24 protein-coding genes are annotated in these 24612 nt (G+C 69.0%); 16 read left to right on the top strand and 8 right to left on the bottom strand.

Annotated elements, in window-relative coordinates:
- Positions 1-102: 102 nt before the first annotated feature.
- The 8 genes from VNS22_RS26450 to iolB all read left to right on the top strand — a co-directional run bounded on the left by VNS22_RS26450 (position 103) and on the right by iolB (position 6295).
- Positions 103-522: a flagellar basal body protein gene (locus tag VNS22_RS26450; RefSeq protein ID WP_325737907.1), complete on the top strand. Its 420-nt coding sequence runs from the start codon at positions 103-105 to the stop codon at positions 520-522.
- 14 nt (positions 523-536) lie between these two features.
- Positions 537-944, top strand: coding sequence for a flagellar basal body rod protein FlgC (gene flgC, locus VNS22_RS26445; protein ID WP_325737905.1), 408 nt, complete (start codon positions 537-539; stop codon positions 942-944).
- A 53-nt stretch (positions 945-997) separates the two neighbouring features.
- Entirely contained in the window at positions 998-1318 is a 321-nt protein-coding gene (locus VNS22_RS26440) for a flagellar hook-basal body complex protein FliE (RefSeq protein ID WP_325737903.1), read from the top strand.
- On the top strand, positions 1315-1587 hold the full coding sequence (gene fliQ / locus VNS22_RS26435) for a flagellar biosynthesis protein FliQ (RefSeq protein ID WP_159715025.1): 273 nt from the start codon (positions 1315-1317) through the stop codon (positions 1585-1587). Before VNS22_RS26440 ends, fliQ begins: the two co-directional genes overlap by 4 nt.
- A gap of 3 nt (positions 1588-1590) precedes the next feature.
- Positions 1591-2376 (top strand): flagellar biosynthetic protein FliR, encoded by a 786-nt coding sequence (gene fliR / locus VNS22_RS26430; protein WP_325737900.1) that lies wholly within the window; start codon positions 1591-1593, stop codon positions 2374-2376.
- A 6-nt stretch (positions 2377-2382) separates the two neighbouring features.
- On the top strand, positions 2383-3465 hold the full coding sequence (flhB, locus tag VNS22_RS26425) for a flagellar biosynthesis protein FlhB (RefSeq protein ID WP_325737898.1): 1083 nt from the start codon (positions 2383-2385) through the stop codon (positions 3463-3465).
- A gap of 119 nt (positions 3466-3584) precedes the next feature.
- A complete protein-coding gene (locus VNS22_RS26420; RefSeq protein ID WP_325737896.1) occupies positions 3585-5498 on the top strand; it encodes a bifunctional 5-dehydro-2-deoxygluconokinase/5-dehydro-2-deoxyphosphogluconate aldolase in 1914 nt (637 codons plus the stop codon).
- Complete coding sequence (iolB, locus tag VNS22_RS26415; RefSeq protein WP_325737894.1) at positions 5495-6295, top strand: 5-deoxy-glucuronate isomerase; 801 nt, start codon at positions 5495-5497, stop codon at positions 6293-6295. The genes VNS22_RS26420 and iolB overlap by 4 nt, the downstream gene beginning before the upstream one ends.
- Positions 6296-6319: 24 nt before the next feature.
- On the opposite strand, the gene VNS22_RS26410 is transcribed toward iolB, so the two are convergent.
- The 3 genes from VNS22_RS26410 to VNS22_RS26400 form a co-directional block, all read right to left on the bottom strand.
- Positions 6320-6868, bottom strand: a complete 549-nt coding sequence (locus tag VNS22_RS26410) for an isochorismatase family protein (protein ID WP_325737892.1) — start codon at positions 6866-6868, stop codon at positions 6320-6322.
- 141 nt (positions 6869-7009) lie between these two features.
- Complete coding sequence (locus VNS22_RS26405; protein WP_325737890.1) at positions 7010-7531, bottom strand: hypothetical protein; 522 nt, start codon at positions 7529-7531, stop codon at positions 7010-7012.
- On the bottom strand, positions 7528-8085 hold the full coding sequence (locus VNS22_RS26400) for a hypothetical protein (protein ID WP_325737888.1): 558 nt from the start codon (positions 8083-8085) through the stop codon (positions 7528-7530). The genes VNS22_RS26405 and VNS22_RS26400 overlap by 4 nt, the downstream gene beginning before the upstream one ends.
- 503 nt (positions 8086-8588) lie before the next feature.
- Between VNS22_RS26400 and rfbF the strand changes: the two genes are divergently transcribed.
- From rfbF to VNS22_RS26380, 4 genes are read left to right on the top strand one after another with little or no spacing between them, the layout of a single operon-like run.
- The gene (rfbF, locus tag VNS22_RS26395) at positions 8589-9362 is read left to right on the top strand and encodes a glucose-1-phosphate cytidylyltransferase (protein WP_325737886.1); all 774 of its coding nucleotides are present in this window, start codon (positions 8589-8591) and stop codon (positions 9360-9362) included.
- A gap of 11 nt (positions 9363-9373) precedes the next feature.
- A complete protein-coding gene (locus tag VNS22_RS26390) occupies positions 9374-10411 on the top strand; it encodes an NAD(P)-dependent oxidoreductase (RefSeq protein WP_325737884.1) in 1038 nt (345 codons plus the stop codon).
- 2 nt (positions 10412-10413) lie between these two features.
- Entirely contained in the window at positions 10414-11640 is a 1227-nt protein-coding gene (locus VNS22_RS26385) for a class I SAM-dependent methyltransferase (RefSeq protein WP_325737882.1), read from the top strand.
- A gap of 14 nt (positions 11641-11654) precedes the next feature.
- Positions 11655-12836, top strand: coding sequence for a class I SAM-dependent methyltransferase (locus VNS22_RS26380; RefSeq protein WP_325737880.1), 1182 nt, complete (start codon positions 11655-11657; stop codon positions 12834-12836).
- Positions 12837-13003: 167 nt separating this feature from the next.
- Here VNS22_RS26380 and VNS22_RS26375 read toward each other — a convergent pair whose 3' ends face one another.
- The 3 genes from VNS22_RS26375 to VNS22_RS26365 form a co-directional block, all read right to left on the bottom strand.
- Positions 13004-14212: a glycosyltransferase family 4 protein gene (locus VNS22_RS26375; protein WP_325737879.1), complete on the bottom strand. Its 1209-nt coding sequence runs from the start codon at positions 14210-14212 to the stop codon at positions 13004-13006.
- 1247 nt (positions 14213-15459) lie between these two features.
- A complete protein-coding gene (locus tag VNS22_RS26370; protein WP_325737878.1) occupies positions 15460-17070 on the bottom strand; it encodes a BCCT family transporter in 1611 nt (536 codons plus the stop codon).
- Positions 17071-17311: 241 nt separating this feature from the next.
- The gene (locus VNS22_RS26365; protein WP_325737876.1) at positions 17312-17524 is read right to left on the bottom strand and encodes a hypothetical protein; all 213 of its coding nucleotides are present in this window, start codon (positions 17522-17524) and stop codon (positions 17312-17314) included.
- A 40-nt stretch (positions 17525-17564) separates the two neighbouring features.
- Here VNS22_RS26365 and VNS22_RS26360 point away from each other — a divergent pair, with 40 nt between their 5' ends.
- The 4 genes from VNS22_RS26360 to VNS22_RS26345 all read left to right on the top strand — a co-directional run bounded on the left by VNS22_RS26360 (position 17565) and on the right by VNS22_RS26345 (position 23006).
- Positions 17565-19703: a M10 family metallopeptidase gene (locus VNS22_RS26360; RefSeq protein WP_325737874.1), complete on the top strand. Its 2139-nt coding sequence runs from the start codon at positions 17565-17567 to the stop codon at positions 19701-19703.
- Positions 19704-19853: 150 nt separating this feature from the next.
- Entirely contained in the window at positions 19854-20858 is a 1005-nt protein-coding gene (locus VNS22_RS26355; RefSeq protein ID WP_325737872.1) for a sulfotransferase, read from the top strand.
- Between the two features lie 32 nt (positions 20859-20890).
- Complete coding sequence (locus VNS22_RS26350; RefSeq protein ID WP_325737870.1) at positions 20891-21865, top strand: lysylphosphatidylglycerol synthase transmembrane domain-containing protein; 975 nt, start codon at positions 20891-20893, stop codon at positions 21863-21865.
- Between the two features lie 4 nt (positions 21866-21869).
- Positions 21870-23006, top strand: coding sequence for a glycosyltransferase family 4 protein (locus VNS22_RS26345; protein WP_325737868.1), 1137 nt, complete (start codon positions 21870-21872; stop codon positions 23004-23006).
- On the opposite strand, the gene VNS22_RS26340 is transcribed toward VNS22_RS26345, so the two are convergent.
- Together VNS22_RS26340 and VNS22_RS26335 are read right to left on the bottom strand one after the other, a co-directional pair.
- Positions 23003-23935 carry a branched-chain amino acid ABC transporter permease gene (locus tag VNS22_RS26340; RefSeq protein ID WP_414653445.1) on the bottom strand — a complete coding sequence of 311 codons (933 nt, stop codon included), beginning with the start codon at positions 23933-23935 and terminating at the stop codon, positions 23003-23005. The two genes, VNS22_RS26345 and VNS22_RS26340, sit on opposite strands and share 4 nt — an antisense overlap.
- Before the next feature lie 2 nt (positions 23936-23937).
- Positions 23938-24612 (bottom strand): branched-chain amino acid ABC transporter permease (locus VNS22_RS26335; RefSeq protein ID WP_325737864.1); only part of this gene is annotated, 675 nt, incomplete at its 5' end.

Raw genomic sequence — 24612 nt, 5'->3', positions numbered from 1 at the left:
CCGCCAACGTCGCAGTGATAACACAACGATTTGTTAACCTTAACGGCGTTAGGCTGCAACCGTCGCCGGCCGGGATGGCCGGCCTGAGCGGAGCGGTCGGCCATGGTTGCGGTCAATTCCCGGTTGTTCGGCCTGCTTTCCGCCCGCCAGGCATGGCTGGGCGACCGGCAGACCGTGCTCGCCCGCAACATCGCCAATGCCGACACGCCGGGCTTCAGGCCGCAGGACCTGGCCGAGGACGAGTTCCGCCGCGCGGTTGCCCGCCCCACCCGCCCGGTGGCGCCGGTGCGCCTGGGGATGACCGATCCGGCCCATCTGGCGCCCACGCGCCACGCCCCGCCGGACGATGCCCGGCCGCGCACCGCCAATGGCTGGGAGGTGGCGCCATCCGGCAATGCCGTGGTGCTGGAGGAGCAGGCCGAGCAGATGGCGCATGCCCAGCTCGACCACCAGCTCGGCACCGACCTCTACCGCAAGTACGTGCAGATGTGGCGCACCGCCGTCGGCAGCGGCCACGGCTGACCTGGAGAAGGCCCATGGACCTCGAAAGCTCGCTCGCCATCGCCGGTGCCGGCATGAAGGTGCAGAGCTCGCGCATGCGGGTCACCGCAGAGAATCTGGCGAACGCCGATTCGACCGCGACCCGGGCCGGCGGTGAGCCCTACCGGCGCAAGACCATCTCGTTCGGCGAGGTCTATGACCGGACCCGGCAGCAGGAGCTGGTGCAGGTGCGCCGCTACGGCACCGACCCTTCCGCCTTCCGCACCGAATTCCGGCCGGGCCACCCGGCCGCCGATGCCGACGGCTATGTGCAGATGCCCAACGTCCAGCCGCTCGTCGAGATGATGGACATGCGGGAGGCGCAGCGGTCCTACGAGGCCAACCTGAACGCCTTCGAGGTCAGCAAGAAGATGCTGCAGCGGACCATCGACCTGCTGCGCTGACCGTCCGCCGAACCGCCCCGATCCGTCCACCCTTCCCGCTCCGGAGTACCAGCATGAGCATCGAAGTCGGTCCCAAGGCTGCGGCCGCCGCCTACCGCAAGGCGCTGGAGCGCATCGCCGGGCCTGGTGGCGCCGGTGCGGAGGCATCCCAGCCGATGGCGAGCTTCGGCGAGCTGGTGAAGCATCAGCTGAGCGATGCAATCGGTGCCGGCCGGCTGTCCGAGCAGCGCAGCACCGATGCGCTGGTCGGCAAGGCCGACCTGCAGCAGGTGGTGGAGGCGGTCACCGCCGCCGAGCTCAACCTGTCCACCGTGACCGCGGTCCGCGACCGGGTGGTCGCGGCGTACCAGGAAATCATGCGGATGCCGATGTGACGCCCGAGCAGGTCCTGGACCTGGTGCGCGCCGCGATCTGGCTGACGATCCGGATCGGCGGGCCGCTGATGATGACGGCCCTGGCGGTCGGCCTCGCCGTGTCCCTGTTCCAGGCGCTGACCCAGATCCAGGAGATGACCCTGTCCTTCGTGCCGAAGGTGGTCGCGATGTCCATCGCCCTGGTGCTGGCGCTGCCGTTCATGCTGGGCGAGCTGCGCGCGTTCACCGAGGAGCTGTTCGGGCGCATCGTCCAGGTCGGGCTCGGCTGACCGGTGCCGGCCCTGCCGTCCGCCCTGCCGCTCGCCGTCCCGATCGTCCAGGAGCTGCTCGCCTGCTTCCTGGTGTTCGCCAGGATCGGCACAGCCATGATGATCCTGCCGATGTTCGGCGAGCCCTGGCTCACCATGCGCGGCCGCCTGGTCCTGGCGCTCGTCACCGCCTTCGTCCTGGTGCCGGCCTCAGGGGTGGTGGCGCCGCCCGCGGCCGATCCGGCAGGGATGTTCCTGCCGCTCGCGGCCGAGTTCGCCACCGGCGCCTTCCTGGGCCTGCTGGTCCGCTCCCTGTTCGCTGCCCTGCATATCGCCGGCGGCCTGATCGCCATGCACGCCGGCCTGCAGGTCGCCTCCATGTTCGACCCGAACGAGGCAGCGCAGTCGACCATCCCGGCCACCCTGCTCTCTACCGCCGTCCTGACCCTGATGTTCGCGAGTGATGCCCATCACCTCCTCCTGACCGGACTCGCGCGCAGCTACGCGGTGTTTCCGTTCGGCAGTCTGGCGGCACCCGCGGAGTTGGCGGAGGCGCTGACCCGTGCCGGCAGCCGCGCCTTCGATCTGGCGTTCCGCGTGGCCGGCCCGGTGATGGCGGTGGCCCTGCTGCTGAACGCGGTGCTGGGCGTGATGAACCGGATGATGCCGACCCTGCAGGTGCTGTTCGTCGCCGCACCCTTGCAGATCGCGGCGGGCCTGCTCGTCCTGGCCATGGCCCTGGGATCGGCTGGCACCCTCGTCCTGCGCGTCCTTGCGTCCGCCTGGACCGACCTGCTCGGGAGCATCTGAGCGCGCATGGCCGAGGAGAAGGACGACGACAAGACCGAGGAGCCTTCCCAAAAACGGCTCGACGATGCCCGTGCCAAGGGCCAGGCGCCGCTGTCCCGCGATGTCGGCCATGCCCTGATGCTGGCGATGGCCGCCTGTCTCCTGGTCCTGGTCCTGCCCAGGCTTTCCGCCGACACGCTGGCGGCACTGCGCTGGTACCTGGAGCATGCCGCGGCGCCGATGGGCGGTGCCGAGGAGATCCGCGGCCGGCTGGCCGGCACGGCGCTGGCCCTGGCCGGCGTGGCGGCGATCCCGGCCGGCGGCCTCCTCTTGGCGGCGGTGCTGGCCACGGTCGGCCAGCAGGGCCTGCTCTGGAGCCGGGAGAACCTGCGTCCCAAGGCGGAGCGCCTGTCACCAAAGGCGGGCCTCACCCGGATGTTCGGCGGGGCGGGCCTGCTGGAGTTCGCCAAGAACGCTCTCAAGGTCACGGCGATCGGCACGGTCTGCTGGCTGCAGCTGCGCGACGAGCTGCCGGGGGTCGTGGCCACGGTCGGCCTGGAGGCCGGTTCGATCGGCCGCGAGATGGGGCGGCTGGTGGGAAGGGTGGCGCTGGTCTGTGCGCTCACCGCCACCGGGTTCGCGGTGGTCGACCTGTTCTGGCAGCGCCTGCGCTTTCACCGGCAGATGCGCATGTCGCGCCAGGAGCTGAAGGACGAGATGAAGCAGGGCGAGGGCGACCCGGTGATCAAGCAGCGCCTGCGCCAGATCCGGATGGCCCGGGCGCGGCAGCGTATGCTCCAGGACGTGCCCAAGGCCACGGTGGTGATCACCAACCCGACCCATTACGCGGTGGCGCTGCGCTACGAGCAGGGCGAGCATGCAGCCCCAGTGGTGGTGGCCAAGGGCGTGGACCACCTGGCCGCGATCATCCGCAAGGCCGCCAACGAGCACAGTGTGCCGATCATGGAGAACCCGCCCCTGGCCCGGGCACTGCACGCCATCGGCGAGGTCGGCCGGCCGATCCCGGTCGAGCACTACCAGGCGGTGGCCCAGGTGATCGCCACCGTGATGCGGCTGCGCCGCGAGGGCGGCAGCCGGCCACGGTCCTGACATCCCGGATCGAGCGTCCCCGCGTGCCTTCGCCACCGGCGGATGCTAGACGGGCCATGGAGTCCCGCCCGGCCGCAGGCCGTCCGGCGGGCCAGGGGGCAACCGGACCAGGGCTGGCGATGACGATCCGTTTCGACGTGGTGACGCTCGGTCGCAGTTCCGTCGACCTCTACGGCGAGCAGGTCGGCGGCCGGCTCGAAGACATGGGAAGCTTCGCCAAATATGTCGGCGGCTGCCCGGCCAATATCGCGATCGGCACCGCGCGGCTGGGCCTGCGCTCGGCCCTGATCACCCGGGTGGGCGACGAGGCGATGGGCCGGTTCATCCGCGAGCAGCTGGCCCGCGACGGGGTGGACACGAGCGGCGTGGTGACCGATCCCGAACGGCTCACCGCCCTGGTGATCCTGGGCATCCGCGACCAGCACAGCTTTCCCCTGATCTTCTACCGCGAGGACTGCGCGGACGCGGCGCTGCAGCCGGACGATGTCGATCCGGCCATGATCCGGGACGCCCGGGCCCTCCTGGTCACCGGCACCCATTTCAGCCGGCCGAACCTCGATGCCACCAGCCGCCATGCAATGGCACTCGCTAAGGAACACGGCCGGCGGATCGTCCTGGATATCGACTACCGCCCGGTCCTTTGGGGAATCGGCGGCCATGACAGCGGCGAGGAACGCTTCGTCGCCGCCGACAGCGTCTCGGCCCACCTGCAGTCGATCCTGCCCGAATGCGACGTGGTGGTCGGCACCGAGGAGGAGATCCATATCGCCGGCGGGTCGACCGATACACTCTCGGCGCTTTGGCAGGTGCGTGCGGTGGCCCCGCAGGCACTGATCGTGCTCAAGCGCGGGCCGATGGGCTGCGTGCTGTTCGACGGCCCGATCCCCGCCAGCGTCGAGGACGGCATCACCGGGCAGGGCTTCCCGATCGAGGTCTTCAACGTGCTGGGGGCGGGCGACAGTTTCCTCAGCGGCTTCCTGCGGGGCTATCTGCGCGACCAGCCACTCGCCGACTGCGCCCGCTTCGCCAATGCCTGCGGGGCCATCACGGTCAGCCGGCATGGCTGCGCGCCGTCGGGCCCGTCCTGGGCCGAGCTCTCCGCCTTTTTGCGCGAGGGCAGCACGACCAAGCGGCTGCGCGAGGATGCGCGGCTCGAGCAACTGCACTGGTCGACCAACCGGCGCCGGCCTGCAGGCCAGGTCCTGGCGTTCGCGTTCGATCATCGTGCCCAGCTGGAGGCGGAGGTCGCCGGGCGTGGCATGGCAGCCGAGCGCATCGGCCGGTTCAAGGAATTGGCCCTGGACGCGGCGCTGGCAGCCGTAGGTGCGCGCGCGGACGGCGGCATCCTGGTGGACGGCCGGTTCGGCCAGGAGGCGCTGTTCCGCGCGGTGGGCACGGGCTTGTGGATCGGCCGGCCGATCGAGTTGCCGGGTGCCGTGCCGCTGGCCTTCGAGGGCGGCGACGATCTGGGCTCGACCCTGAAGGAATGGCCACTGGATCACTGCGTCAAATGCCTGGTCCGCTGGCATCCGAATGACGATCCGGCGCTCGCGGCGGAACAGGAGCGCCGGCTCCTGCAGCTGTTCACCGCCTGTCGGAAGAGCGGCCACGAGCTGCTCCTGGAGGTGATCGCCAGCGCATCGGGGCGGCCAGTCGATACCGGCACCGTGCCGGCGGTCATGGCCCGCTGCTACGACCTGGGCATCCATCCGGACTGGTGGAAGCTGGAGGCTCCGGCCGACCGGGCCGGCTGGCAGGCGATCCAGGAGCTGGTGGCTTCACGCGACCGGTTCTGCCGCGGCGTGCTGCTCCTGGGCCTGGACCAGCCCCTGGATCGGCTGGCCGACAGCTTCCGCCTGGCGGCCGGCTTCCCGGTCTGCCAGGGCTTCGCGGTCGGCCGCTCGATCTTCGGCCAGCCCTTCCGGGACTGGCTGGACGGGCGGGTCGACGACGCTGCGGCGATCTCGGCCATGGCGGAGCGCTACCGCGAGCTGCTGCGCGCGTGGGATCGCGCCAGGGGAGAGACGGCATGAGCGAGCTGATCCTGAAGAACCACGCGCCGGGCCGGGACGGGCTGGTCCACCGGGTGACCCCGGCCAGCGCGGGCTGGACCCATGTCGGCTTCGACCTCTGGCGGCTGCATCAGGGCCAGTCGTTCGATCTGCCGACCGGCCAGGAGGAGTGGTGCATCGTCCTGATTTCGGGACGCTGCGACATCGCGGTGGCCGAGGGGCCCCTCTGGCAGGGGGTCGGCGGGCGCATGGATCCGTTCTCCGCCCTGCCCCATTCGGTCTATGTTCCCTGGCACCGCCAGGTGCGCGTGGAGGCGCTGGGCCCGGCCGAGGTCGCGGTCTGCAAGGCGCCGGGCGGCGGCGAGCACATGCCGCGCTTGATCGGCCCGGACGACGTGCGCACCAGCACGCGCGGCCAGGGCACCAACACCCGCTACCCGCGCGACATCCTGCCCGAGGACCAGCCGGCCCATTCCCTGCTGGTGGTCGAGGTGGTGACCCCGTCCGGCTGCTGGTCGTCCTACCCCTCGCACAAGCACGACCAGGACAACCTGCCGGAGGAATCGGCCCTGGAGGAGGTCTACTACCACCGCTTCAACCCCCCGCAGGGCTTCGGCTTCCAGCGCGTCTACACCGACGACCGCTCCCTCGACGTCGCCATGGCTATCGAGGACGGCGACCTGACCCTGGTCCCGAAGGGCTACCACCCCTGTGCCGCCGCGCACGGCTACGACCTCTACTACCTCAACGTGATGGCGGGGCCGAAGCGGATCTGGCGGTTCAATACCGAGAAGGCACACCGCTGGCTGCTCGGCTGACGGCCAGGCCCGCTCACGCCTGGCTCAGCGGCCGCGCAGGAGCGGCACCAGCGCCTTGAAGTCGTCCGTGCCGGCCCGCTCCAGCCACTCGAACACCACCATGTCGGCGGTCACGATCTGCGCACCGGCCCGGCGCATCCGCACCAGCGCGGTTTCCTTGTCGAACGCCCGGCGCGAGCCCACCACGTCCGCCACCACCGCGACCTTGCGCCCGCGTGCGACCAGGTCCAGCACGGTCTGCAGCACGCAGACATGGCTCTCGGCACCCGCCACCACCAGCGTCTCGCGGCCGAGCGCGCCGATCCGCTCCGCCACCTGCGGATCGCGCAGCGCGGAGAACGCGATCTTGGCCATGACCTCGTCCGGCCGGAGCAGCTCCGCCACCGGCGCCACGGTCGGCCCCAGCCCCTTGGGATACTGCTCCGTGACCAGCACCGGAACGTCCAGGCGCCGCGCCGCGTGCAGCATCAGCCGGCAGCGTTCGACCAGCTCGGCCTGCTCCAGCACGGTCGCCATCAGCCGATCCTGCAGGTCCACCAACAAGAGCGCACTGGAATGCGCTGAGAGCAACATCGCCCCATCCCCTTGCAAGTCGTTGCCTGGCAGCCGCCGCTCCCGCAGTCGCGAGCGGCCGGCGCGGCCTGGTCCCGTGCCGGCCGCCCTTGGGCCCGCTCTCGGCGGGCGCCGAGGCGGGACCGCCATGCCGGTCCCGCTCTAGTGTCTTACACTGCCGGGTGCGAGGTTCCAGCCGCCCTGGCCGTTGCCGGCCATGCGGTCGGCCGGCAGGTCGCGGATCCGGCACGGCAGCCGGAATCCGGCGCGCGCCAGGAGGAGCGCCAGCTCGCGCGCGGCCTCGACCAATGCCTCGGCGCCCTGGCCGCGCACCAGCCGCAGGACGATGGCTGCGTGATGCGCGTCCGCCCCCTGCTGGGCGGTGGCGATCAGCGCGATCAGCAGCCGCTCCTCGGCACTCACCAAGCGGGTACGATGCCAAGCCACGGCGGTGGGACGGCGCCGGTGGCCATCATAACAGCGCCACAGGACCAGCACCGCCGCCAATGCCCGCTCCACGCCGGCCAGACCGAAGGCCAGGCGCAGGCCGACGAGCAGCGTGGCGGACGGCTGGACGCACTCGGCATGCAACTCGCGCCACATCCACAGGACGAGCCGCTCGGCCGGCTCGAGCAGTGCCGGGCACTGCGGTCCGTCCGCCACCGGCATGGCGTCCAGGCTCATGCCGCGCCCGCCAGCAGGCCCAGCTCCCGAAGGCGCCGGTCCAAGCCACCGGCCGACTCCTCCAGCTGTCGCCGCCGCTCCTGGAGGAGGTGCCGCTCCCATCCGTCGCCGATCGTTTCCAGCCGGCTGTCCAGGCAGGCCAGGCAGCGGCGACGGCCCTGGCGCAGCTCGATGGCGAGCTGGACCTGCCGCCTCATCGGCAGCTGGTCGATGAAGCTCAGACGGAGCTGCTCCTGCAGTACCCGATGCGGATGGCACGCCCGCATCAGCGGGCGGCAGAGCTCGGCCTCGAAGCGCTGGCGCCCGTCTTCGGTGGCATACAGTCCGGCAGCGGCGGTGCCGGTGTCGGGGGGCGCATCGGACTCGCGCAGGCGCATCCAGCCGGTCCGCAGGCCGGCCTCGACCCGGCCGACCAGGAAGGCGTCGGCCGGGTCGATCCAGGGCTGGCAGAGCGCACGCGTGCCGTCCAGCACACGCGGCAGCGAGCGCGGCCGAGCGTAGAGCGTGCCGAGCAGCGCCGTATCGACCAGGTGCGAGGTGACGTCGGCATCCATGTCCGGCAATCCTCATGCTGGAATGGCGGTCTGGTCGATGGAGAAGCCAGAACCGGCAGCGATCGTCCAGGAAAAGCCGCCCGATCGTAGAACTCGAACGATTCCATCTGGATGGCCGGCCGGTTCAGCTGTCGTGAAGACGGGTGCGGCTTGGCGGTGCTTCGGGCCATTCCCCAGGCGACTGCCGCTGGGTTGGCGTACCGCTATGTTGCATAAGGGCCACAGATTTCGGCGGCTCAGGTCGGAACAGTTCACCATTGACGCGCAACACTGGCGATGCGTGTCGCATTCGAGGTAGCTGCCCGCTTGGTGCGCGCCTTGGATATGACACGCGTGCTCTTGCCTTGTCCCGCTGGCGCTGCGGTCACAACGGCGGCGAAAAACCCGCCTGTGACGGAATGCGCTGGTACACGAGGATCCGGTCACTGGCTTGTTGCTGGTACCGGGAAGGCAAAGCGGTCTAGTACGGGCAGGTGCGCGATGTTCGACTGTCGGTGGAGCTCATGAAGGTCGGAATTCTTGCAGGCGGTCTCGGATCCCGTCTTTCGGAGGAAACCGTAAGCAAGCCGAAGCCCATGGTTGAGGTGGGCAGCAAGCCCATCATCTGGCACATCATGATGCACTATGCCCATTACGGGCATAAGGACTTCGTGATCGCGCTCGGCTATAAAGGCGAGTACATCAAGAAGTATATGACGGATTACTGCTCGCTGAGCAGTGACCTGACCGTGGACCTGCGCCGCAGTACGGTCGAGCGCCACGCCGAATCATCGCTCGACTGGCGGATCGACCTGATCGACACTGGGCTCAACACCCAGACCGGCGGCCGGATCAAGCGGCTGGCACCCTATCTGGGCAAGGACGGCACCTTCCTGCTGACCTGGGGCGACGGCGTCTCCACGATCGACCTGGACGAGCTGGTGCGCTTCCACAAGCGGCACGGCAAGCTGGCCACCGTATCGGCGGTCCGCCCGCCCGCTCGGTTCGGCAAGCTCGACATCCAGGGCGACCAGGTGGTGGCGTTCGAGGAGAAGCCGCAGCTGGGCGAGGGCTGGATCAACGGCGCGTTCTTCGTGCTGGAGCCCGGCATCTTCGACTATATCGACAACGACACGACCCATTTCGAGCGCGAGCCGCTGGAGCGCCTCGCCGCGGACGGGCAGCTCATGGCCTACCGGCACGAAGGCTTCTGGCAGTGCATGGACACGGTCCGCGACCGGGTCCGGCTCGAGGAGCTCTGGGATTCCGGCAACGCTCCCTGGAAGATCTGGGACTGAGGACCTCCATCATGCGCATTCTGGTTACCGGCCATGACGGCTATATCGGCCACGTCCTGGTCCCGATGCTCCAGGCCGCCGGACACGAGGTGGTCGGCCTGGACAGCCTGCTGTTCGACGGCTGCACCTTCCCGGGCCAGCCACGGGTGAGCTGCCGGCAGATCGTGAAGGACCTGCGCCAGGTCGAGCGTGCCGACCTGGAGGGCATGGACGCGGTCCTGCATCTGGCCGGCCTGTCCAACGACCCGCTGGGCGATCTCGATCCCGAGACCACCTATGCGATCAACTGGCGGGCCTCGGTCCGTCTCGCCGAGCTAGCTCGGGACGCGGGCGTGGCCCGCTTCGTGTTCTCCTCGTCCTGCTCGAACTACGGCGCTGCCGGCAACGACTATCTGGACGAGAGCGCCGGCTTCAACCCGGTGACACCTTATGCCGAGAGCAAGGTCTGGACTGAGCGCGACGTGGCGCCCATGGCCTCCGACCGGTTCAGCCCGACCTTCCTGCGCAGTGCGACCGCCTATGGCCTCTCGGCCCGGCTGCGCGGCGACCTGGTGGTCAACAACCTGACCGGCTTCGGCGTCACCACCGGCAAGGTCGAGATGAAGAGCGACGGCAAGCCCTGGCGGCCGCTCGTCCACATCGAGGACATCGCACTCGCCTTCAAGTCGGTGGCCGAGGCGCCGCGCGAGCTGATCCATGGCGAGGCGTTCAACGTCGGCCGCACGTCCGAGAACTACCGGGTGCGCGAGGTGGCCGAGCTGGTCGCCAAGGTCGTGCCTGACGTCGAGGTGACCTTCGCCAGCGACGCCAGCCCGGATGCGCGCAACTACCGGGTGAACTGCGACAAGATCGCCCGGACCCTGCCGGCCTACCAGCCGAAATGGACCGTGGAAGCCGGCATCCGCCAGCTCTACCAGGCCTACAAGGCGGCGAGCCTCACCCGGGAAGAGTTCTTCAGCCCGCGCTACATGCGCCTGGCGCACGTGAAGAACCTGATGGCCGGTGGCACCGTCGACGGCTCCCTCCAGCATCTCAAGGCGGCCGCCTGACCATGGCTGACATCGTGAGCTGCCGCTCCTGCGGCCGGTCGCACCTGCGCACCTTCCTGTCGCTGGGCGACCTGCCACTGTCCGACGGCTTCATCGCCGAGGCCGATCTGGGCAAGGCCGAGCCGCGCTTTCCTCTGGACGTCGCGTTCTGCGAGGACTGCACGCTGGTGCAGATCCTCAAGACCGTGCCGCCGGAGGAGCTGTTCGGTCACGACTATCCCTACTTCTCCTCGTTCACCGACGCGCTGGTCGCCCATGCGCGGGAGAACGTCGAGGCCCGGATCCGCGAGCGCAGGCTCGGGCCGGACAGCTTCGTGGTGGAGCTGGCCTCCAACGACGGCTACCTGCTGCAGCACTACCAGAAGGCCGGCATCCCGCTGCTCGGCATCGACCCGGCCCCGGGCCCGGTCGAGGCCGCGCGCAAGAAGGGCATCGACACGCGTCTGGCCTTCTTCGGCCTGAGCGTCGCGCAGGAGCTGGCGGAAGCCGGCAAGCAGGCGGACGTCATCCACGGCAACAACGTGCTGGCCCATGTTGCCGACACCAACGGCTTCGTGCAGGGCATCGCCGCCCTGCTCAAGGACGATGGCGTCGCGGTGATCGAGGCGCCCTATGTGCGCGACCTGATCGACCACGGCGAGTTCGACACGATCTACCACGAGCACCTGTGCTATTTCTCGGCAACGGCGCTGAAGGCGCTGTTCCGCCAGCACGGCCTCCACTTCAACCGGGTCGAGCGCCTGCCGATCCATGGCGGCTCGCTGCGGATCTTCGTGGAGAAGGTCGACCGCCCGGATGCCTCGATCACCGATCTCCTCGCCGAGGAGCGGGAACTGGGCATCGACAAGTTCGGCTATTATGCCGACTTCGCCGCCCGGGTGGAGAAGATCAAGGCCGACCTGCGCGCCATGCTCCTGGAGCTGAAGGCCGAGGGCAAGACCATCGTCGGTTACGGTGCCGCCGCCAAGGGCACCATCCTCCTGAACTATGCCGGGATCGGCCCGGACCTGCTGGACTACGTGGTCGACCGCAATACCTTCAAGCAGGGCCGCTGGATCCCCGGTGTGCGCCTGCCGATCAAGGCACCCGCCGTGATCGAGGAGACCAAGCCCGACTACCTCCTGATCCTGCCCTGGAACTTCAAGGACGAGATCATGAGTCAGCAGGCAGCGCACGCGGCGCGCGGCGGCAAGTTCATCCTCCCGATCCCGATGCCCGTCATCGTCTGAAGAGTACCTCCCGCATGTCGGATCATGTGTGCAAGGCGTGCGGCAGCACGGACCTCGACCTGTTCTACAAGGTCGACCGGATTCCGGTGCATAGCTGCCTGATGGTGGATAGCCGCGCGGAAGCGCTGGCGTTCCCCAAGGGCGACCTGGAGCTGGGCTTCTGCAACGCCTGCGGCTTCATCCAGAACGTGAAGTTCGACCCGAAGCCGCAGAACTACTCGCCGGCCTATGAGGAGACCCAGGCCTTCTCGCCGCGCTTCATTCGCTTCCTGGAGGAGATCTGCGACGACCAGATCCGGAAGTTCGGCCTGAAGCCCGGCAAGACCGCGCTGGAGATCGGCTGCGGCAAGGGCGAGTTCCTGGTCACCCTGTGCGAGCGCTCGGGCGCGTCGGGCATCGGCATCGATCCGGGCTACCGGCCGGAGCGCACGGTCAGCGAGGCCGCCGACCGGCTCCAGTTCATCCAGGACTTCTACGGCCCGAAATACCGCCACCTGCAGGCCGACCACGTCTCCTGCCGCCATACGCTGGAGCATATCCACGAGGTCCGCACCTTCATGGAGCTGGTGCGGGAAAGCATCGGTGACCGGCCGCACGTGGACGTGTTCTTCGAGCTTCCCGATGCCGAGCGGGTCCTGACCGAGCCGGCCTTCTGGGACATCTATTACGAGCACTGCAGCTACTTCACCTACGGCTCCCTCGCCCGTCTGTTCCGGCGCACCGGCTTCGACGTGACCAATCTCTGGAAGGCCTACGACGACCAGTACCTGATGCTGGAGGCCAAGCCGGTCGACGGCCCGACCGAGCCACACCTGGCGCTGGAGGACGATCTCGCCAAGACCAGGGCTCAGGTGGCGCAGTTCAAGGCGGTGATCGGGCCGGAGCTGCAGCGGCTGCGCGACCAGTTCCTGCGCTGGCAGAGCGAGGGCCGGACGGTGGCGCTGTGGGGCTCCGGCTCCAAGGCGGTCTCGCTGATCACCACGCTCAAGATCGCCGAGCAGGTGGCCGCCGTGGTGGACATCAATCCGCACAAGCACGGCAAGTTCCTGGCCGGCTGCGGCAACGAGATCCTCTCGCCGCAGGCCCTCACCGAGATCCGTCCGGACGTGGTGGTGGCGGTCAATCCGATCTACCTCAACGAGATCGGCCAGGACCTGGCGAAGCTAGGCCTGGAGCCGGAACTCACCGCACTCTGAAGCCCCGTCCTTTGGTCGGCCACGGCCGACCGGGCGGGTGGACGCATGTCGGGGCGTGCACGCATCATTCTCCCGCCCCCACCGGATGACGGCGTGATCGGGATGACCGATCGCGCCCTGACGGCAGCCATGGCGGAGTTGCCGGCAATCGGACCTGGTCGGGAAGCTCAGGCGGCGTTGTTGGCGTTGGGCACGAGGGTGGAGCGGGCAGCGCTGCGCCCGCCGGTGAGCCCGACATAGACCCGCTCGCAGATCTGCGCGGTGCTCGACCAGGCACATTCGCGTGCGACGAAGTCGAGGGCGGCCTGGGCCAGGCGCTGGCGCAGGCCAGGATCCTCGGCGATCCGCAACAGGGCGGCGGCGAACGCCTCGACATCGTCGTTCGGCACGACCAGGCCGTTAAGGCCGTCCTGCAGGACCTTGGCCGAGCCGGCAGAGGATACCACCGCCTTGCCGGCGGCCATGTAGTTCAGGAGCTTTTGCGGGATGCCGTCGCAGACCGTGCGCGGCATGACCGCGATCGCGGCATCGGCCAGCCGGTCGGGCAGAACCGCGAAGTCGTCCGGCTCGAGCAGGATCGCCTCGCGGATGCCCAGGGAGCGGGCCAGTTCCTCGTAGCGCTCGAAGCCGGTGCTGGCCGCCACCACGAGCCGCATGGAGGGGCGCACCGCCCAGGCCTTGGCGAAGGCCTTCAGCAGGAGGTCGAAGCCCTGATAGGCAGCCAGCGTGCCGGTATAGATCACCCGGTCGGGCGCGATCGGCTCCCGGCCGACCGCGCGGGCGAACACGTCGAGCTCGACGCCGTTCATCGCCACGGTGACGCGATCGGGGGTGAGCCGGCCGGCACGGAGCAGGCGCTCGCGGATGTCCGGGGTCACGGTGACCACGTGGTCGGCCAGCGGCGGGAGCTGCACGTCCAGCCATCGCCCGGTGCCGCCCATCATCCTGCCCAGCAGCCCGCCACCATAGGAGGGCAGCTCGGAGCCGAGCATGGTGTGCGCATCGTACACCAGGGGCACCGGCTTGCGTCCGCGCCCCCACCACGCCGTCAGCAGGCCTTCGACATGATGGGCATGGACCACGTCGAACGGCTTGGCCGCCAGGAGCCGGCCGATCTTGGCGGCCAGCAGCGGGTCGTATTGCAGCAGCTTGCGCGGGGTGGGGCCGGGCGCGATGGTGCCATAGCTCATGCCCGCGCCGCCGGCCCGATGCACGAGGTAGCTGCCCGAGGCCTCGCTCTCACCCATCGGATAGGTGACGACCTCGACCTCGTGGCCGAGTTGCGCCAATGCCTCCGACAGGCGCTCGATCCGCAACGGCGTGCCGCGGCGTGCCGGAAACGGGCAAGCGGCAACCATGGCGATTCGAAGACCCATACGCACTCTCACAATCAGAAGCCGGCGCTGCTCAATGCTCGTCGATACCGTCGGTCAAGGCCATTCTAGCGTTGCCCGCTGGCCCGGTCATGGGCGGGACACCGGGCAGCGATCAACGCCACTGACCAGCCGTAGATGCACCACTTCAACTGTCAGAACATCATTAAAAGCGTTCCTCGTGCCTGCGTCAAATCGCCAGCAATATCTGTCGGATCTAGCCGACGCCTGGTCAGTAACACAGCGCTACCTGCGTATTGTATACCAGCACCGAGCCCGATTCCGCCAGACACGCCTGTGCCTCTCCTTGCCGGTGCCAGATCCTCATCACGACGACGCCCCGGGTCTGGCGTGGGGGTGTGCCGAGACTGGATCGTTATCCGGATCGAGACAAGGTCGCTTCACATTCTTCCATCGCCGCAGGCAGAATTATCTCCCGACCTGTTAGGAACGCACTACCACAACCCAGGCTAGTGCACCCGCTTCCCGACGAACAGGTGGTCAAGCAGCTGGAGGTGGATGAGAGTACATCAACCCGTGGTCCCCGTGGTCATGTTGCCACGCACACCGCCATTCGGCTCGACCTGATCGGATGCACGGTCCCCTCAGCGGCCGTTCCTCACGCAAGTGCGGTCCAGGCGCCACAGTCGACGCGCGAGCGGCGAGGGGTCAGGTGGGATCGAGGCCGGAATCGCGCAGGGGCGATGGGGTGTGGGGATCAGCCCGCCGCGGGGGAACGGCGCTCGCCCGAGCTGGTCCACGATCCCGGCCTCATAGCGCACCATGCGCCGGCCATGGCCTGCATGGTTGTGACAAACGTCACTCGCAGCTCGGACGCGGCAACACGCCGTCGACGTGTCGACCGCCGGGCAGTGGCCGGCGTCAATGCTGCCCGGCCGACGCGGGCTGGTTCCGGTGGGATGGCGCCTGAGCCGGGCCCCCTGCTGCAGGTCGGCAGCGGGGCGCCGAAGCCGATCAGCAGGCGGCACTGACGCGCCTGTTCCGTGTCGACCGGATCGAGGCCGGCCGACTGGCGCCGGATTTCCTGGGCGGGGTGCCGCGAGGATGGCTCGAAGCCGGTATTCTCGACCCATCGCCTTGGCTGGTCGGCATGGATGGTACCCGGCATTGCGGGGTGGCGAGCTGGAACGACGACCAGCCGCTCGACGACGGGCGGCTGATCACGGCCTACCGGGGCCTGCTCCGCGCGCTACGGCGGCTGGGCGCCGCGGACGGATGGTTCCGGCCGCTCAGCGCGGCTCGGAGCGTAGCCCCTGGACGATCGCGTAGCAGCCGCCCAGGAGCACGATGGTGAACGGCAGGCCGGTCGAGACCGACATCGCCTGCAGCGCGGTGAGTCCGCCGCCCAGGAGCAGCGCGATTGCCACCAGCCCCTCGAACACTGCCCAGAACACACGCTGTGAGACCGGCGCGTCGACCTTGCCGCCGGCGGTGATCGTGTCGATGACGAGCGAGCCGGAATCCGACGAGGTGACGAAGAACACGATCACCAGCACGATGCCGATGAACGAGGTGATCGCTGCCAGTGGCAGTTCCTGCAGCATCAGGAAGAGCTGCAGCTCGAGCACGCCCTCGGCGGCCACCTGATAGCCGCCCACGAGCTGGTCGATCGCGGTGCTGCCGAAGGCGGTCATCCAGAAGACCGACACGACGGAGGGGATCAGCAGCACGCAGGTCAGGAACTCGCGCACCGTGCGGCCGCGCGAGATGCGCGCGATGAACATGCCCACGAACGGCGACCAGGAGATCCACCACGCCCAGTAGAACGCGGTCCAGCCCTGGCGGAAATTGTCGTCCGCGCGCCCGAACGGGTTGGAGAGCCCCGGCAGGTATTCCACGTAGGCCAGCAGGTTGTGGAAGAACCCGGTCAGGATCAGCAGGGTCGGCCCGACCAGCACGACGAACAGGAGCAGCAATGCTGCCAGCACCATGTTGATCTCGGACAGCCGCTTCACCCCGGCCTCCAGGCCGGCTACCACCGAGATGAGCGCGATCGCGGTGATCGCGACGATCAGGAACACCCGCGAGGTGTCGTTGACCGGCATGCCGAACAGATAGTTGAGGCCGGCATTGGCCTGCTCGGCACCGAAGCCCAAGGAGGTGGCGAGCCCGAACAGGGTCGCGAACACCGCCAGGATGTCGATGACATGGCCGGGCCAGCCCCAGACCTTCTCGTCGAAGATCGGATAGAAGATCGAGCGGACGGTGAGCGGCAGGCCCTTGTTGTAGGCGAAGAGCGCCATGGCCAGACCCACCACCGCATAGATCGCCCAGGGGTGCAGGGCCCAGTGGAAGATCGTGGCGGCCATGGCCAGGTCCCGTGCGGTGGCGGTGTCGCCGGCCGCACCGTCGAGCGGCGCCCAGCTCTCCGGCGCCGCGGCCCCCTCCGCGACCGATGCGGAGAAATGCGAGAGCGGTTCCGACACGCCGTAGAACATCAGGCCGATGCCCATGCCTGCGGCGAACAGCATGGAGAACCAGCTCACATAGCTGAAGTCGGGTGCCGCCTCACGGCCGCCCAGGCGCACCCGGCCGAGCGGGCTGACGATCAGGAACAGACAGAGCAGCAGGAAGACGTTGCCGGCGAGCAGGAAGAACCAGTCGAGATTTCCGGTCAGCCAGGCGCGCAGCCCGCTGAACAAGGGGCCGACGCTCTCCTGGAGGGCCAGTGTCAGGACGACGAAGGCGACGATGGTGAGGCCGGAGATCGCGAAGACCGGGTTGTGCACGTCCAGCCCGAATGGACCGATCTTCGGCTGAATGTTGTCCTGGCCGACGGTGTAGTCGGTCTGGATGAGGTTGGCTGCGCCATCCGGCAGACGTTCTGCCACGTCCGTCATGGCCGCTCCTTTCTTCTGTTGAATCGATCGCCCTGGTCTTTCCTGCGACCGAGCGCGCTCGGTCGAACGCTCTACGCCTATGCGGGATGTCTGTCGTTCGCCGAAGCGTCTCCTTCCGCCGCAGGTCCGACCATAAGCGGCGGCAGGATGGCGGGAGGTCCATGGATCGCCGGGCGAGACCTGCCGGTCGCATGGTCGGTCCGCCGGCAAAGCGTTGCCGCGGTCTCGAAAGGCGGCGCTTCTACAGGCGATGGCTGGAAAGTTCCAGGCCGTGCTCGCGATCCGCCACGGACGGCAGCCGTGCAACTCGGTCGGGCATTGCGGCCCGGCCTGCCGTGGCCGATTCGGTATAGATCCTTTCCCGAAGATGCCGAAGCATACGTTCGTGCATCGCATCCGGCGATCGGGCCGGGCGGTCGTCCCTTTGGCCGGTTATCTTCCGTTCGTCGCTCATGGTCCCTCTCGGGGCCGCTGCACCTCTTGGATTGCTTGGCATGGCCCGTCTCCCGGTAGCGTCTGCGAACGACGCCTTTCCTGATCCCGTCGCTGCGCCCCATCCTTCGGGATCGCCGTTCGCCTACGTCACCGCCAGCGGCGACCGCACGATCGACGCGATCGGCGGCCCGACCAAGTGGGGCATGGCGCAGGGTGAGCCTGCTACCGTCACCTACAGCTTCCCCACGGCGGGTTCGGGCTGGGCCGATGGCTATGCCGAGCCGCGCCAGGGATTCGCGGCTCTCTCGGCCGGGCAGCGGGAGGCGGTGCGCCGCGCACTCGACGCCTGGGAGGAGGTAGGTGGGATCCGCTTCGTCGAGGTCGAGGAGACGGACGGCGTGGCGGGCGACATCCGCTTCGCGGTGACCTCGGCCGTCACGACCGCGGGCGCCTACGGCCCCGGCGACAGTCCCGCGGCGGGCGATGTGTGGCTGGGTCGCGCCGACCACCTGCCGGACCGCGACCTGGCTGCCGAGCGGGCGAAATATGCGGATGGAACCTACGAGTTCTGGGTGATCGTCCACGAGATCGGCCATGCTCTGGGTGCGAAGCATCCCCACGAGGCGCTCGGCACCGGTACGCTCCTGCCCAGGGAGCAGGACTGGCGCGGCCTCACCTTGATGTCTTATCGCGACGCTCCGGGCGACAGCGTCGACAGCGGCGCCTCCGCGAGCATCTTTCCCAGCGCCCCCATGGCGCTGGACGTGGCTTGGTTGCGCACCGTCTATGGGGGCGAGCCGGCCAGCCGGCCGGGCGACACCGTCTACCGCTGGGACGAGGACGAGCCGGTGTTCACGACGCTCGTCGACGACGGCGGCAACGACACGCTCGACCTGTCCGACCGGTCCGATCCGGTCCGGCTGGACCTGACCGGAGGCTGGCAGCAGGTGGGGCCGGCCTATCGCTGGGACGGGGGCGAGCTCGCCACCACGCTGTTCCTGTTCGGCGACGCCACGATCGAGAACGCCTTCGGCGGCAGCGGCGACGACGTGATCGTCGGCAGCGCGGAGGCCAACCGGCTGGCCGGGAACGGCGGCGACGACCGGCTGGAGGGTGGTGCCGGCAACGATGTCTATCTGATCGATCCCGGTCAGGGTCGGGACCGGATCGCCGACAGTGCCGGGAGTGCCGATGCCATCGAGTTCGGGCCAAGCCTGCGCTTCGGCGACCTCCGGTTCGCCCGTAACGGCGCGGACCTGGTGATCGGCTCGGCCGACCCGGCCGCACCGCTCGACCTGCGCCTCGTCGGCCAGTTCGGTGCGGGCACGATCGAGGAGCTGCGCTTTGCGGCGGGCAGCCAGGCCAGCCGCTGGGACGGTGAAGGCTTCGCTCCGGTGCCAGCTGCTGCCGCGGCGTCCACCGATGGCGACGACCTCCTGATCCTGACCGACGGCCCGGACCGCCGCTTCTCCTTGGGCGGCGACGATGTGATCTTCGGCAAGGGCGGCGACGACTATCTGGACGGCGGCAACGGCGACGACTGGCTGGTGGGCGGGCTCGGCGACGACGAGCTCCATGGCGGCAACGACCATGACAAGCTGGACGGCGGCGAGGGGAGCGACGGGCTCCACGGCGGTGCCGGCAACGACATCCTGCGCGGCGGTGCCGGCGACGACGAGCTCCAGGGTGGCAACGGCGCGGACATCGCGTTCGGCGCGGTGGGCGACGACACGATCTTCGGCGGCGAGGGCAGTGACCTCCATCTGGTCGGCGGCGTCGGTGACGACCTGATCTATGGCGGCAACGGCGACGATCTGATCGACGGCGCCAGCGGCGCGGACCGGCTCGATGGCGGTGCCGGCAACGACATCATCGTGGGTGGTGCCGGCAACGACATGCTGAGCGGCACGGAAGGCAACGACGTGCTGCGCGGCGGCTTCGGCGACGACCGGCTGGATGGCGGGCCTGGCGATGACGAGCTGAACGGCGGCTTCGGCAATGATCAGCTGCTTGGGGGGCCGGGGCGCGACACTGCCATCTTCAACGGCTCGCCCGCACAGTACCGCTTCATCGACCATGGCGGCGGGATGATCGAGGTGCGGCACCTGCCATCCAACGGTACGTGGTTCGGCATCAGCTACCTGAGCGAGATCGAGCTGGTGAAATTCGGCAACGCCGCGCCGATTGCATTGACCTGACGGAAGCGGCCGGTCGAACCTGCGACATCTGGTCGGAGGCGTAATGACCTGTTCCGGCAGCCGGAACATGGACACTGAGTTCAGTGAGTTTTAAGATTGGTCTAATCAACTCGCTTTCAGGGCAGGCCATACAAAAATCGGGTATGTGTGATGATGGCCAATCTGTTCATTATCGGTGCAGCGAAGGCAGGAACAACTGCCTTGCATCAGTATCTCGGACAGCATCCAGCCATCTTAATGTCACCTGTGAAGGAGCCCAATTATTTTGCTTTTCCTCAAGGGCTTCCAGCCTTCGCAGGCCCTGAGTCACCGGACGGCTCCTCCTTCATCAGGGACCGTCTTCGTCGCGAGACCTATGGGCTTTCCGTACTGGACCGCGCCAGCTACGAGCGGCTGTTCATCCAGGGGCGCGACCGGAAGCTGCGTGGCGAGAGCTCCGCGGCCTATCTCTACTTTCCGGGCTGCGCGGAGCGCATCCATGCGGCCGTGCCCGATGCGCGGATCATCGCGATCCTGCGCGAGCCGGTGGACCGCGCCTTTTCCAAGTACCGGCAGATGCGCCGCGACCGGGTCGAGCCCCTGACGAGCTTCACCGCCGCCATCGCAGCGGAGCCGGAGCGCCAGCGGGCCGGCTGGGCGCCCACCTGGCTTTATCTCGACCGGGGCCGCTACCACCGTCAGCTTCAGCCCTTCTTCGCACGGTTCGACCGCAGGCAGATCCACGTCCTGCTCTACGACGACCTGCGGGCGGATCCCCCAGGCACGCTGCGCGGAATCTTCACCTTCCTCGGCGTCGATCCGGACGTGCCGATCGACATGGGCGAGGCGCACAACCGCTCGGGCGTCGCCGAAACCCCCAGGTTCGGCCTGCTCTACGACCTGACGATCCGCCCCTATCTGATGTCGCCCAGGCTGCAGAGCCTGATGCCGCGCGGCTTCGCCGCCGCCATCCGGCCCTGGGCGCGCCGGCTCATGCTCCGCCAGGCCGAGAATGTGCCGGAAGCCCTGCCGCCGGATCTCGCCACGGAACTGCGTGCCGGCATGCGCGACGAGCTGGAGCGGCTGCAGGACCTGATCGGCCGCGACCTCTCCCACTGGCTGGCCCCGGTACCACCGCGGCATGAACCGGCGCGGGTGCTGGCGGAGGCAGGCTAGAGCTGGCGGAGGATCGGAGATGGAGGGAGTGGATGCGCGGGCGCTGGAAGAACGGGATAGGTATCCTGTTCAGCCTCTCGCTCCTGGGCCTGGTGCTGGCGTGGCAGCCACTGGACCAGTTCGCCGCGGCACTCCGTCAGGTCGTCCTGTGGCCCGTCCTGCTCGCCTTCGCCCTGACCGTGCCGATGGTCCTGCTGCGCACCTGGCAGACCAGTTGCCTTGCCCGGCTGCAGGGCATGCAGGTGGGCTTCGGCCCGCTGCTCGGCCTGCAGCTCGCGACCAGCTTCTATGGCCTGTTCCTTCCCGGCGTGGTCGCGGTGGGCGTGGTGCGCTGGTACCGGCTGGCACGGCTGGGTGGCGATCCGCAGGCGACCCTGGCGCTGGTGGTGTTCTCGCGCCTGCTCGAGATCGAGATGGCCCTCCTGCTGGGCCTCCTGTTCTGGTTCCTCGACCCGGGCGCACCGGGCTGGCCGGGCCTGCCCGGCATGTTCGCGGCCCTGGCCGTCGCTGTCGCCGTGCTGCGCTACCTGGCCTTTCACCCGAAGGCCGCCGCCTGGGTGGAGGTGCGGCTTTCGGCATGGTGGCCGGAGCGGCGGCTGCCTGGGCTGCGCCGCCGCCTGATCGACCTGCTCCGGGTCACCGGCCGCTATGGCAGCCTGACCGGCCGGGCCTGGGGCATCCTCCTCCTGAACATTCTGGGCAGCCACGCGCTGGGCCTGCTCTCGGTGGCGCTGGTCGCCGGAGCGCTCGACATGGAGGTCGGCATCGCCACGCTCGGCTGGGCACGGGCGATCCTGGCACTCGCCCTGCTCCTGCCGATCACCTGGGCCGGCATCGGGCTGCGCGAGGCGACGATGGCGGCGGCCCTGGTCGCGGCCGGCCAGCCCGGCCCGGAATCGGTGGCGCTCGGAGTCCTGCTCAGCCTGCGCGTGCTGCTGGAGGCGCTGGCCGGCGGCCTCGTCGAGCTGCACGCCCGGCTCACCCCCACACCCCGCGAAGAGGGATGAACCCATGAGAGTCTGCCTCATCTCCACGGAGATCTTCGCCTGGGGGAAGTATGGCGGCTTCGGCCGCGCGACCCGGATGATCGGTGGCGAGCTGGTCAAGCGCGGGGTGGAAGTGTTCGCCGTGGTGCCGCAGCGGCCCGGTCAGCAGCCGGTCGAGCAGCTGGACGGCATCACCGTGCTGAGCTTTCCCATGGCGCGTCCCTGGGAGATGCTGCGGCTGTTCCGCCAGGCGGATGCGGACATCTACCACTCCTGCGAGGTGTCGCTCGGCACCCGGCTGGCCCAGCGGGCGATGCCGTCTCGGCGGCACATGATCACCTTCCGCGACCCACGCGACTGGCAGGACTGGGTGATGGAGTTCGCCCGGCCCTCGCTCAACCGCCTGCAGGTGGTCGGCAACTATCTGTTCGAGAGCAGCCCGCTGCTGTGGCAGGCCGTCCGGCGTGCCGATGCGCTCTACACCATCGCCCACTGGCTGGTGCCGAAGGTGGAGCGGATGTACGGCCCCTGCCCGAAGCCGCGCTTCCTGCCGACCCCGGTGCCGATTCCGCCGGAGCCCGCCAAGGCCGCGACACCCACCGTCTGCTATCTGGCGCGGCTGGACCGGCGCAAGCGGCCGCATCTGTTCCTGGAGCTGGCCCGGCAGTTCCCGCATGTCCGGTTCCGGGTGTTCGGCAAGTCGCGCGACAAGGTCTATGAGCGCTGGCTGCGCTCGACCTATGAGGGGCCGAATGTCGAGTTCCTGGGCATGGTGGACCAGTTCGCCAGCACGACGCACGGCGAAGCGCTGGCCGGGAGCTGGATCATGGTCAACACCGCGACCAGGGAAGCAATGCCCAACTCCTTCATCGAAGCGGCCGCGCATGGCTGCGCGATCATGAGCTTCGTCGATCCAGACGGCTTCGCCTCGCGGTTCGGCTACCATGCCGCACGGGACGACTTCGCCGCAGGCCTTGCCTGGCTCCTGGAGAACGACCGCTGGCGGGAGCGGGGTAGGTCGGCACGCCGGCATGTCACGGCCGAGTTTGCGCTGGAGCGGGCAATGGATCTGCATCTGGAGGCCTATCGTGCGCTCCTGGCGGATCGGGTGCGCGCCGCCGCCCCGGTCAGGCGGGCGCCACGGCCGGCCGTGACCCTCTAGCCGCGCCGCCCGAGCAGACCCGTCGGCCGGAACAGAAGGACCACGCACAAGGCCACCCCGATCCCCGCCACCTGGAGGGCGGCCGCCTGGGCCTTGCCCTCGGGGGGGACGAACAGGTCGAGCAGCATGCCCGAGCCGGTCCAGATCGCCCAGACCAGGACGGCGCCGGCGATGGCACCCCGATGGTCGCCGGCACCGCCCACGATCAGCATCGCCCAGACCTGGAAGGTCAGGATCGGCAGGAAGTCCTCTGGGGCTATGAAGCCGATGAAGTGGGCATAGACCGCGCCCGCCAGCCCCATCACCATGGCACCCAGGACGAACGCTTCCAGGCGGAAGCGGAACACATGCTTGCCGATCGCGGCGGCGGCGGCCTCGTCCTCGCGGATCGCGCGCAGCACCCGGCCCCAGGGACTGGCGGTGAGCCGCGCCAGGCCCCACCAGACCAGCAGCACCAGGGCCGCCACGAACAGGAGATAGGCCAGGTTCCAGCCGCCCTGGCCGCCCAGCTCGTCGTACAGGGGCCGCGGCACGAAGTTCATCCCGAACGGCCCGCCGGTCAGCACCTGGAGGTTGAGCGCCACGAGCTGCAGGGTCACGGCGATGCCGAAGGTGGTGATCGCCAGATAGTCGTGGCGCAGCCGGAGCGCCGGAATGCCGACCAGCAGCGCGAACAGCCCGGCCGAGAGCATGGCACCCGCCATGCCGACCGGCACCGGCAGGCCGAACCCGCCGATCCGGCCGGGATCGTCGGGCGTGGTGAGGATGGCGCTGGCATAGGCGCCGACCAGCACGAAGCCGGCCACGCCGACATTGAACAGGCCGGTGAAGCCCCATTGGAGGTTCAGGCCCAGCGTGATCAGCGCGTAATAGAGCGCGATCACCAGGAAGAAGACCAGGTAGGCGAGGGGGCCGGCCAGCAGCTCCATCATCAGCCGCGGTCCCCGAACAGGCCGGTGGGGCGGACCAGGAGGATCAGGATCAGGAGGAGAAAGGCCACCGCCGCGCGATATTCCGCGCCGACCAGCGGCACCGCCAGGCTCTCGGCGATGCCCACGATCAGCCCGCCCAGCACCGCCCCCAACGGCGAGCCGATCCCGCCCAGGATCACCGCGGCAAACAGGGGCAGGAGCAGGTCCAGCCCCATGGTCGGCCGGATCTGCACGGTGAGCCCGGCGAACACCCCGGCGACCGCGGCGAGGCCCGCCCCGATGATCCAGGTCCAGCGGACCACGGCCGCCACGTCGATGCCGGTGACGGTGGCGAGCTGCGGGTTGTGCGCCACGGCGCGCATCGCCCGGCCGAGCGTGGCGCGGGCAAGGAACAGGTGCATGGCGATCACGAGCAGGACCGTGATGCCCAGGACGGCCAGCTGGTCCGGCGTCACCCGCACGCCGCCCAGGACGGAGCGGGGCAGCAGGGGCAGGGCGATCTGGATGGCACGGCTGTAGTATTGGGGCTCGCCGCCGAACGCGAAGAACAGGAGGTTGCGCAGGGCGAGTGCTGCGCCGAACGAGCCCATCACCACGGCGATCGCCACGCCCGCCCGGCCGAGCCTGGCGAACAGGAGCCGGTCCAGCAGCAGCGCCAGGCCGGCGGTCGCCAG

This window comes from Geminicoccus sp. (assembly GCF_035556675.1).
Taxonomy (GTDB): Bacteria; Pseudomonadota; Alphaproteobacteria; order Geminicoccales; family Geminicoccaceae; genus Geminicoccus.
Note: the sequence above shows the minus strand (reverse complement) of the source record. Positions and strands in the feature narration are given on the sequence as shown.